We start from the raw sequence: 9,492 nt of genomic DNA on the forward strand, positions 1-9,492 counted from the left end.
GGCCCGTCGCACAGCACCAGCGCGCGATCGAGCACATTGCCCAGTTCGCGCACATTGCCGGGCCAGGCGTGTGCCGCCAGCCGAGCGCGGGCGCAGGGGGTGAGCCACGGCACCAGGCCACATCCCACCGCGCGGTTCAGCAGCCAATGGGCGGCGATGGCGAGGATATCGGCAGGGCGCGTCGCCAGCGGTGCGGTGCGCAGCGGGAACACCGCCAACCGCCAGTAGAGATCGGCGCGGAAGCGACCGGCGGCGACATCAGCGGCAAGATCGCGATTGCCGGCAGCGATGATGCGCACATCCACCTTCACCGGGCGGGTGGCACCCACGCCGAGCACTTCGCGTTCCTGCAGCACACGCAGCAGCTTGGCCTGCGCCGCCAGCGACAGTTCGGCGACTTCATCAAGGAACAAGCTGCCGCCATTGGCGCTGCGGATCAGGCCGGGGGACGCGCCGACAGCGCCGGTAAAGGCGCCGCGCTCGTGCCCGAACAATGTGGCTTCCACCATCTGTTCGGCGAGCGCGGCGCAGTTCACCGCGACCAGTGGGCCGTCGCGGCGGGGGGAAGCCATGTGGACAAGGCGGGCAAGCCCTTCCTTGCCGGTGCCAGTGGGCCCTTCGATCAGCACGCTGGTGGGCGACGCGCCAACCCGTGCCGCCAGCGCCAGCAGATCGCGGGAGGCGGCATCGGCTGCCGCCGGGCGGCCTGGGGCATCAAAGGCCGCCGCCAGCGCCAGCGCCCATTCGGCATCGCCGGGCGCAACATCGATGTGCAGCGTATCGCCGTCCAGCCGGGCACTGCCAACGCTGGCCTGGTTCAGCACCAGACGGCGCGATTTAAGGCTGGCGCCAGGAAACCGTTGTTTGTCGATGACAAGCTCGAGATCGGTGCGGTCCCATTCGGCAAGGCCGGGGATCCAGGGCAGCGGCGACGGCACCGGAAGCGGGGCCAGAAGTGGGGCTGGGACAGGCGTGCTCATGCCTGTTCCTCAGCAAGTCGCGTGCCAATTTGCCTTTCTGAACAGCCGCCGCCACAGCGCGTGGTTAACAATTTATCGCCTGTCAAACAGCCGACGGGCGAAGCGTCAGACCACTGACGCGGCGGGCGTCAAAAATCTGACGCTGTCATTTTCCTGACGCTGCGGTTCAGGCCGGAATCGGCAACGGATCGGCCGCGATGGTTTCCACCATGGTGCCACCCGCCACCAACCGATCGCCCACATAGGCCACCGCCGCCTGGCCAGGCGCGACGCCAAATTGCGGTTCGGCAAAGCGCAGCATGTCGCCGTCCAGCCAGCCGCTGGCCAGCGGCGCCATCGATCGCACCTTGACCATGAGCGGGCCATCGGCCGGCCCCAGCATGTTGGCACCCTCCAGCCGCACGGCGCTGACTGCCAGTGCCCGGCGCGGGCCGGCGATCACCCGGTTCTGGCTGGCATCGATGCCGACCACATACAACGGTTCGGCCTGGCCGCCCAGTTCCAGCCCGCGGCGCTGGCCGACGGTGAAGCGGTGGATGCCGTTATGGCGGCCCAGCACATGGCCAGCCGCATCGACAATATCGCCGGGTGCCGCCAGTTCGGGGCGGATTTTTTCGACCACCGCGGCATAATCGCCGCCCGGCACGAAGCAGATATCCTGGCTGTCGGGCTTGGCGGCAACTACCAGGCCAAAGGCTTCGGCCATTTCGCGGGTTTCCGCCTTGGCCAGCCCGCCCAACGGAAAACGCAGATAATCCAGCTGCGCCTGGGTGGTGGTCCACAGGAAATAGCTCTGGTCCTTGCCCGGATCGGCGCCGCGATGCAGTTCGGCGCCAGCTGGCCCGTCAAGGCGCTGGACATAATGGCCGGTCAGCAGTGCCTCGGCCCCCAGATCGCGGGCCAGCGCAATCAGATCGGTGAATTTCACCGTGCGGTTGCACTCAACGCACGGCACCGGGGTCAGCCCGCGCGCGTAGGATTCAACAAAATTGTTGATCACCGCCTCACGGAAGCGGCTTTCCATATCGATCACATAATGCGCGATGCCCAGCCGTTCGGCGACAGCGCGGGCATCGCGGATATCGGCCCCGGCACAGCAGGCGCCGGGCCGCCGCGCTGTTGCGCCCTGATCGTACAGCTGCAGCGTGATGCCCACCGCCTCGCAGCCGGCCGCCGCCGCCAGTGCCGCCACCACCGATGAATCGACCCCGCCCGACATGGCAATGGCCACGCGCCGGCCAGCCAGCGGCGCCAGCACAGCGCGCGCACTGGCCGGCATGCGGGCCAGATCAAGCGGAAAGGCGGCAGAGTCCGTCACGGCTGCGGCAATGGGGATGCGACCGGTTGTCGTCAAGTGTTGGTGCACGGCTTGCTGCGGGTAAAGCCCGGCCGCCTGCCGCCGTCATGGTGAACATATCATCTCGTGATGCCGGCCCAAAGCGGCCCGCAAGGAGGCAAGTGTAATGTCGTTCATGTCTCCACCGCCGCCCGGATTTGGTAAACAAGTGTTGCCGCCGGACGACACTGTGCGTTGGGTGCCCAGCCGCAAGGCCGCGGTGCTCGTTGCCATTCGCGACGGCCACATCAGCCTTGATGAGGCTTGCAAGCGTTGGCGCTTAAGCATTGAAGAGATTCAACTTTGGCAGCGCGCCGTGGCCAAGGTGGGGACGCCGGGGCTGCGCGTCACCCGGGTTCAAATCTATCGTCCGCTGTTCGAATCGAATGAACAAGATGGTAAAAAATAGGTGAACAGTTTGAATCACTTGGAGAAATTTCTAAAGGGGTATTTACGGATGCTCATAATTCAGGTTAACTGCAGCTGGGGTATGTGCCGGGCGAGTTGCGCCTGACGGGGCTTAACATTGGGCTTAATCCGAATCCGGAGAGGTACGCATGCGCGTTCTTTTGATTGAAGACGATCGTGCCATGTCTCGCAGTGTTGAGCGTATGCTCGACGAAGCGAGCATCGAGCATGAAACTGCGGGCACAGGGGAACTGGCCCTCGAATATGCGCGCACCTATGAGTTCGACGTGGTCATGCTGGATCTCACCCTGCCCGACATGAACGGGCATGAGGTGCTGCGCCAGCTGCGGCAACTGCGTATCAATACGCCAGTGCTGATCCTGTCGGGCGACGCCGAAACCACCAGCAAGGTGACCGGCTTTGGTGCGGGCGCCGACGATTATGTCACCAAGCCCTTTGACCGTCAGGAACTGATGGCTCGTCTGCACGCCCTGGTGCGGCGCAGCCAGGGCCATGGCCAGTCGGTCATCGTTACGGGCCCGGTGTCGGTTGATCTGGCGGCGCGTTCCGTCAGTGTTGATGGCAAGCGCGTGGCGCTGACCGGCAAGGAATATGCGATCCTGGAAATGTTGTCGCTCCGCAAGGGGATGACGCTGACCAAGGAAATGTTCCTGACCCATCTTTATGGTGGCCGCGACGAACCGGAACTGAAGATCATCGATGTGTTCGTGTGCAAGCTGCGCAAGAAACTGCACATTGCCGGCGCGCCGTCGTCGGCCTGCATCGAAACCGTCTGGGGCCGCGGTTATGCGCTGCGCGACCCGGAACCAAGTGAATATCCTGCCGTGGCCTGAAAAGGTCACGGCACGTTTGATCAAAGGGCCGCCGGGTAACCGGCGGCCCTGTTCATTTGGCAATCTGGTGCAAGCGGCACCCTAGCCCGCTATTTCACCAGATCGGCATCAACCGGGCCTTCAAAGGCGATGAACAGCGTGCAGGGCGTCTTGCTGAGACATGCGGCTTCATGCGGCACGCCGGCCGGGCCGTAGGCATAATGGCCCGTCTGCAAGACGGCGGGCGCCGATCCGGCATAGGCGACCCGCAGCGTGCCGCTCACCAAGATCATGCGCTCTGCCGAACTGTGCCGGTGATTGTGCAGCAGTGTGCCGCCATCGACCCGCAGGAAGACATCGGCATTGGGCTTGGCCGGATCGCCGTGCAACACCGCCAACGCGCAGCCGCCTTTGTAGATCGGCGGGCATGGCCCCCATTTCAGCGACGCAGCCATCCGGTTCAGCGCCAGCGGAGCGTCACTGGTTGCGGGCTGGGCGACTGCGGTTGCCAACGGCAGAATGGCCGCGAGCAACCAGATGACCGAACGCTTCATCATCTCGTCCCCCCTTATGAACCAACCGCCAGCACATCGGCAGCCGAAAGGCTGTTGCCGCCGATCGCCCAGTGGCCCTGGGCGAATTCCTGAATGCGAACCCAGGTCAAACCACGCAGCGCTTCGCCTTCGACCGACACCATCGCTTCGGTCACCCGATCGATCATCAACTGCTTCTGCTCAGGCGAAAAAACCCCTTGGATGACTTCGATATTGACCATTGGCATGGCTGTTCTCCTCTGTTGCCAGAAGATGGGTTTGCGCCCGTTCGCCAGACAAAGCTTGCAGACCGTCTGCAGAATTGCTGGATTCTTGGCTGCCTGATAGAAGCAGCCTGGCATGAATTACCGGTTCGGGCCCTACGCACTGGATACCCAGCGCTTTGAACTGCACGCCCACGGTGTGATGGTTCAGGCCGAACCGCAGGTATTGGCGCTGCTCATCATGCTGATCGCCAATCGCCACCGCCTGGTGGACAAGGACGAGCTGATAGCCAGCGTGTGGCAGGGCCGCTTCATTTCGGATGCCGCCATTTCCAGCCGGATCAAATCCGCGCGCCAACTGGTGGGCGATACCGGCAAAAGCCAGCACGTTATCCGCACGATCCATGGCCGCGGGTTTCGGTTTGTTGCCGAACTCGATTCAGCGCCAGCGGCGGCCGTGCCGATTACGGAAGTGCCCGTCGCAGCGGCGGCCGAGATGAAACGGCCGGCGATTGCCGTGTTGCCCTTTGCCGGGCTGGGCGATCTGGCGGCCTTGCAGATCACCACCCACGCCTTGCCGCAGGAGATTATCCGCGAGCTTGCCCGCCTGCGCTGGTTGCTGGTGATCGCCAGTGCTTCGGCCTTTCAGTACAGCAGCGCCGAGCCTGATGTGCGGCGCATCGGCACGGCGCTCAATGTGGGCTATGTGCTCCATGGCAGCATGCGCCTGCAGGGTGACCGCATCAGCGTGGATGTGGAACTGGTGGACACTGCCGATGCCGGCCTGTTGTGGACCGATCATTTCGAGATCAAGGCCGACGACATCCAGTCCCTGCAGGCCGTCATTGCAGCACAAGTCGTTGCCGCGCTGGAAGTGCATGTGCCGCAGCACGAAGCCGAGCGCGCCCGCCTGATGCCGGCGCAGTCACTTGAGGCGTGGTCGGCCTATCATCTTGGGCTGCAACACATGTACCGCTTCAATGCCGCCGATAATGCCGCAGCGGGCGATCTGTTTCGCCATGCCATTGCCCGAGAACCGGCCTTTGCCCGGGCCCACGCCGGCCTGTCGTTCGTGCGCTTTCAGGATGCCTTTCTGGATTATGGCCCGCCCACTGCAGCCCCCACCGCTGCCCCCACCGCCGGCGCCGCCGCCCGCAGTGCCGCAGAACGCGCGGTGCAACTCGATCCGCTGGATCCCTTTGCCAACGCGGTCATGGGCCGTGCCCACTGGCTGTCGGGTGAACTGGCGACCGGGCTGGGCTGGTTGGACCGCGCGACCGCGCTCAGCCCCAATTATGCACAAGGCGTCTATGGGCGGGCCTGGGTGCACAGCCTGATGGGCCACGGTGCCGATGCCCAGCTTCATGCCGATCATGCCATGGCGCTCAGCCCGCTTGATCCGCTGCGTTATGCGATGATGGCAACCCGCGCCATGTCCCACCTGGTTCGCGCTGATCATGCCGCCGCGGCACAATGGGCCGAGCGCGGTGCGCGGGAGCCGGGTGCGCATGCCCTGATCGCGTTGATTGCGGCGGCCTGTCATGGCCTGAATGGCGACGATGCGCGGGCGCAGGCGTGGCTTGCCGAAGCGCAGCGGCGTCAGCCGGCGGTCACCTGCGCGCGCTTTCTGCGGGCGTTTCCATTTGCCGATCCCGCCATACGCCAGGAAATTACCGGGGCGCTGCGCCGTACCGGATTGCCGGCCTGATCACGCCGTCAATCGTCCGGGCTGGTGCCGCCGGCAGCCGGCGCGGCGTGCCGTTCGGCACCGCGCGGGCGTACCAGGTGGCGCACCACGCCGCGCAGAAACTGTACTTCTGCGCCGGTAAACCCCGGGCGGGTGAAAACATTGTGCAGCATCGATCGTGCCGTTTCGGTCTTGCCGGGGGCGGGATTGAAAAAGCTATTGGTTGCCAGCTGGGTTGCCACCGCGGCGATCAATCCGGCCAGTTCATGCTGCGCTGCCGGGCCCTCGTGATTGACCAGCCATGTCGGCGGCGGCGCGGTATCGCCGGTTACCCACGCATAACCCAGCACGGCCACGGCCTGCGCCAGATTGAGGCTGCCGAAATCGGGATTGCTGGGGATGGTGCAGATCGCGTGGCAAAGCAGCAGATCCTCGCGCACCAGGCCCGTGCGTTCCGGCCCGAACAGCAACGCTGCCTTGCCTGGCAGCGCCTGCATTTCCGCCACGGCGGCGGCCGGCGAGGTGACGCGGCGCACCATGTCGCGGGTGGTTTGCGCGGTGCCGATGGTCAGGGTGCAATCGGCAATGGCATCGGCCAGGCTGCCGAACACCCGCGCGCTTTCGATCACGCTGTCTGCCCCGGCGGCCGACGGCCCGGCTTCGGGGTTGGGCCAGCCATCGCGCGGCTGCACCAGCCGCAGATCGGTCAGGCCGAAATTCAGCATGGCGCGCGCCACCGCACCGATGTTCATGCCCAGTTGCGGGCGCACCAATATGATGGCGGGCGGATTGGGCGGCAACGTCGTCATGGCGTGGCCCTAGCGGTTTTGGCTCAGCTTGTCAGGCCGCTTGTCAGTTGCCCTTCACGCCCTTCACGGCTTCCGACAGACCGCCCACGAACGTCTCGAAATCCTTGGCTTCGCGGAAATCGCGGTAGACCGAGGCAAAGCGGATATAGGCGACCGGATCGAGCGCCTTCAGCGCCACCATCACCATTTCGCCGACCACGCCCACGTCGATTTCGGCTTCACCCAGCGATTCCAGCTGGCGCACGACACCGTTGACCAGCCGCTCGATGCGTTCGGATTCCACCGGGCGCTTGCGGCAGGCGATCTCGATGGAACGGGCCAGCTTGTCACGGTCGAACGGCTCGCGCTTGCCGCTCTTTTTCACCAGAGTCAGTTCCCGCAGCTGCACGCGTTCAAAGGTGGTAAAACGCCCGCCGCACGCCGGGCACTGCCGCCGCCGGCGGATGGCGGCCGCATCCTCGGTGGGACGGCTGTCCTTCACCTGGGTGTCGTCGTTGCCGCAAAAGGGACAGCGCATCAGGGCCGCTTTGTGATGGTGCGCAGGAAACCAAGCCCGGCGCCAATCAGCGTGCCCCAGAACATGCCGATAAAGGAAAACACCAGCCCGACAAAAAAGCCGACCGCCGCGCCCGCCATCACATTGCGGCCCACATCGCTGGCCCCCAATGGCCCGGCCTTGGCCAGCAGATCATCAGCGCCCTGCTTCAACTTCTCGCCGGTGGGATTGTCCAGCAGATCACCCACCACCTGCCCGGCCTTGGTAAAACCGGCATCGGCGATCTCGGCAATCTGCTGGCCGGTCTCATTGTCGAGCGCGCGTTTGCCGGCGGCGGCGGCATCTTCCGCCATCTGAACCAGCTTGTCGGGTTCTGGCTTCGGGCCGCCCGGTTCTTCGCCCTGCATCAGATCACCCCTTCGCCAAAAGCGAAACGGATCAGGCCGGATAAATCGGGAAACGCGCGCACAAGGCCCGCACCCGCTGGTTCACCGCCTTTTCCACTTCGATGTTGCCATCATGCCCATTGGCGGCCAGCCCGTCCAGCACATCGGCGATCATGTCGCCAATGGCCTGGAATTCGGCAATGCCGAAACCGCGAGTGGTGCCGGCCGGCGAACCGACGCGGATGCCGCTGGTTTTCGTGGGTGGCAGCAGATCGAAGGGCACGCCATTCTTGTTGCAGGTGATGCCGGCCCGTTCCAGCGCTTCATCGGCATCCTTGCCGGTGATGCCCTTGGGAGACAAATCGATCAGCGCCAGATGGGTGTCGGTGCCGCCGGCAACGACCGCGCAACCGCGCTCCACCAGCCGGGCGGCCAGCGCCTGGGCGTTGGCGATCACGGCGCGGCAATAATCCTTGAAACCCGGCTGCAGCGCTTCGCCAAAGGCGACCGCCTTGCCGGCGATCACGTGCATCAGCGGGCCGCCCTGCAGGCCGGGGAACACGGCGCTGTTGAACTTTTTGCCCAGATCGGCATCGCGGGACAGGATCATGCCACCCCGGGGCCCGCGCAGCGTCTTGTGGGTGGTGGTCGTCACCACATCGGCGTGCGGGATCGGCGAGGGATGCACGCCAGCGGCGACCAGCCCGGAAAAATGCGCCATATCGACAAGCAGACGCGCGCCCACCTTGTCGGCAATGGCGCGGAAACGGGCAAAATCAATGATGCGCGGATAAGCAGAACCGCCTGCGATGATCAGCACCGGCTTGTGCTCCACGGCCAGGCGCTCAACTTCATCATAATCGATCAGATGATCTTCGCGGCGCACGCCATATTGCACGGCGTTGAACCACTTGCCGCTCATCGCCGCCTTGGCGCCGTGGGTAAGGTGGCCGCCGGCATCCAGGCTCATGCCCAGGATGGTGTCGCCCGGCTTGGTGAGCGCCAGCATCACTGCGCCATTGGCCTGCGCGCCCGAATGCGGCTGCACGTTGGCATAGGCGGCGCCAAACAGCTCCTTGGCGCGATCGATGGCCAATTGTTCCACGATGTCAGAAGGATGGCAGCCCTGATAGTAACGCTTGCCGGGATAGCCTTCGGCATATTTGTTGGTGAACACGCTGCCTTGCGCTTCCAGCACGGCGCGGCTGACGATGTTTTCCGACGCAATCAGCTCGATCTGGTTCTGCTGCCGATCAAGTTCAGCGGCAACAGCAGCGGCAACGGCCGGATCGCTGCCAGCCAGCGGTGTTTCGAAGAAGCCATCGGGCCGAAACTCGTTCACCGCCGACGTCTTTGGATTCGTGCTCATCGTGATACTCCTCAACCCAATTTGGCAACGCGGCCGGCATGGCGGCCACCTTCGAACGGCGTGTTCAGAAATTCGGCCACGCAATCGCGGGCGGTTGCGATGCCGATTATCCGGCTGCCCAGCGCGATGCAATTGGCATCATTGTGCTGACGGGCCAGCCGCGCCAACAAGCCGCTGGTCACCAGCGCGCAGCGGGCGCCGGCAATGCGATTGACGGCAATCGAAATGCCGATGCCACTGCCGCACACGGCAATGCCCTTTTCAGCGCGGCCCTGCGCCACGGCTTCGCCCAGGGCGCGGCCAAAATCGGGGTAGTCCACGCTGGCTTCGCTGTCGGGACCAAGATCGACAACCACATGGCCCGCCGCGCGCAATTCGTCGGCCAGCTGCGCCTTCAGGGCATAGCCGGCATGATCAGAAGCAAGCGCGAT

General features: G+C 64.7%; 12 protein-coding genes. 3 read left to right on the plus strand and 9 right to left on the minus strand.

What is annotated here, in order from left to right; genetic code table 11:
* Together RMO81_RS00155 and mnmA are read right to left on the minus strand one after the other, a co-directional pair.
* Positions 1-980 (minus strand): sigma 54-interacting transcriptional regulator (locus RMO81_RS00155; RefSeq protein WP_310473698.1); only part of this gene is annotated, 980 nt, incomplete at its 3' end.
* 166 nt (positions 981-1,146) lie between these two features.
* Positions 1,147-2,259 (minus strand): tRNA 2-thiouridine(34) synthase MnmA, encoded by a 1,113-nt coding sequence (gene mnmA / locus RMO81_RS00160; RefSeq protein ID WP_310473709.1) that lies wholly within the window; start codon positions 2,257-2,259, stop codon positions 1,147-1,149.
* A gap of 184 nt (positions 2,260-2,443) precedes the next feature.
* Between mnmA and RMO81_RS00165 the strand changes: the two genes are divergently transcribed.
* Positions 2,444-2,725, plus strand: coding sequence for a DUF1153 domain-containing protein (locus RMO81_RS00165; protein WP_310473699.1), 282 nt, complete (start codon positions 2,444-2,446; stop codon positions 2,723-2,725).
* Positions 2,726-2,873: 148 nt separating this feature from the next.
* On the plus strand, positions 2,874-3,578 hold the full coding sequence (locus tag RMO81_RS00170; protein WP_310473700.1) for a response regulator transcription factor: 705 nt from the start codon (positions 2,874-2,876) through the stop codon (positions 3,576-3,578).
* Positions 3,579-3,667: 89 nt separating this feature from the next.
* Here the strand turns inward: RMO81_RS00170 and RMO81_RS00175 are convergent, their stop codons facing one another.
* Positions 3,668-4,114: a cupin domain-containing protein gene (locus tag RMO81_RS00175; RefSeq protein ID WP_310473701.1), complete on the minus strand. Its 447-nt coding sequence runs from the start codon at positions 4,112-4,114 to the stop codon at positions 3,668-3,670.
* Between the two features lie 11 nt (positions 4,115-4,125).
* Complete coding sequence (locus RMO81_RS00180; RefSeq protein ID WP_310473702.1) at positions 4,126-4,338, minus strand: tautomerase family protein; 213 nt, start codon at positions 4,336-4,338, stop codon at positions 4,126-4,128.
* A gap of 112 nt (positions 4,339-4,450) precedes the next feature.
* Here RMO81_RS00180 and RMO81_RS00185 point away from each other — a divergent pair, with 112 nt between their 5' ends.
* A complete protein-coding gene (locus RMO81_RS00185; protein WP_310473703.1) occupies positions 4,451-6,022 on the plus strand; it encodes a winged helix-turn-helix domain-containing protein in 1,572 nt (523 codons plus the stop codon).
* Between the two features lie 8 nt (positions 6,023-6,030).
* Here RMO81_RS00185 and RMO81_RS00190 read toward each other — a convergent pair whose 3' ends face one another.
* The 5 genes from RMO81_RS00190 to rpiB form a co-directional block, all read right to left on the minus strand.
* A complete protein-coding gene (locus RMO81_RS00190; protein WP_310473704.1) occupies positions 6,031-6,810 on the minus strand; it encodes an RNA methyltransferase in 780 nt (259 codons plus the stop codon).
* 43 nt (positions 6,811-6,853) lie between these two features.
* Positions 6,854-7,327 carry a transcriptional regulator NrdR gene (nrdR, locus tag RMO81_RS00195; RefSeq protein ID WP_310473705.1) on the minus strand — a complete coding sequence of 158 codons (474 nt, stop codon included), beginning with the start codon at positions 7,325-7,327 and terminating at the stop codon, positions 6,854-6,856.
* On the minus strand, positions 7,327-7,713 hold the full coding sequence (locus tag RMO81_RS00200) for a hypothetical protein (RefSeq protein ID WP_310473706.1): 387 nt from the start codon (positions 7,711-7,713) through the stop codon (positions 7,327-7,329). Before RMO81_RS00200 ends, nrdR begins: the two co-directional genes overlap by 1 nt.
* Positions 7,714-7,744: 31 nt before the next feature.
* Positions 7,745-9,061 carry a serine hydroxymethyltransferase gene (glyA, locus tag RMO81_RS00205; protein WP_310473707.1) on the minus strand — a complete coding sequence of 439 codons (1,317 nt, stop codon included), beginning with the start codon at positions 9,059-9,061 and terminating at the stop codon, positions 7,745-7,747.
* An 11-nt stretch (positions 9,062-9,072) separates the two neighbouring features.
* Positions 9,073-9,492 (minus strand): ribose 5-phosphate isomerase B (gene rpiB, locus RMO81_RS00210; RefSeq protein WP_310473708.1); only part of this gene is annotated, 420 nt, incomplete at its 5' end.

Source organism: Sandarakinorhabdus sp. (assembly GCF_031422795.1).
Taxonomy (GTDB): domain Bacteria; phylum Pseudomonadota; class Alphaproteobacteria; order Sphingomonadales; family Sphingomonadaceae; genus Sandarakinorhabdus.

Coding starts and splice junctions, on each gene's coding strand:
- mnmA (WP_310473709.1), bottom strand. CDS start 2,259: ATGCCGGCCAGTGCGCGCGCTGTGCTGGCGCCGCTGGCTGGCCGGCGC.
- RMO81_RS00165 (WP_310473699.1), top strand. CDS start 2,444: ATGTCGTTCATGTCTCCACCGCCGCCCGGATTTGGTAAACAAGTGTTG.
- RMO81_RS00170 (WP_310473700.1), top strand. CDS start 2,874: ATGCGCGTTCTTTTGATTGAAGACGATCGTGCCATGTCTCGCAGTGTT.
- RMO81_RS00175 (WP_310473701.1), bottom strand. CDS start 4,114: ATGATGAAGCGTTCGGTCATCTGGTTGCTCGCGGCCATTCTGCCGTTG.
- RMO81_RS00180 (WP_310473702.1), bottom strand. CDS start 4,338: ATGCCAATGGTCAATATCGAAGTCATCCAAGGGGTTTTTTCGCCTGAG.
- RMO81_RS00185 (WP_310473703.1), top strand. CDS start 4,451: ATGAATTACCGGTTCGGGCCCTACGCACTGGATACCCAGCGCTTTGAA.
- RMO81_RS00190 (WP_310473704.1), bottom strand. CDS start 6,810: ATGACGACGTTGCCGCCCAATCCGCCCGCCATCATATTGGTGCGCCCG.
- nrdR (WP_310473705.1), bottom strand. CDS start 7,327: ATGCGCTGTCCCTTTTGCGGCAACGACGACACCCAGGTGAAGGACAGC.
- RMO81_RS00200 (WP_310473706.1), bottom strand. CDS start 7,713: ATGCAGGGCGAAGAACCGGGCGGCCCGAAGCCAGAACCCGACAAGCTG.
- glyA (WP_310473707.1), bottom strand. CDS start 9,061: ATGAGCACGAATCCAAAGACGTCGGCGGTGAACGAGTTTCGGCCCGAT.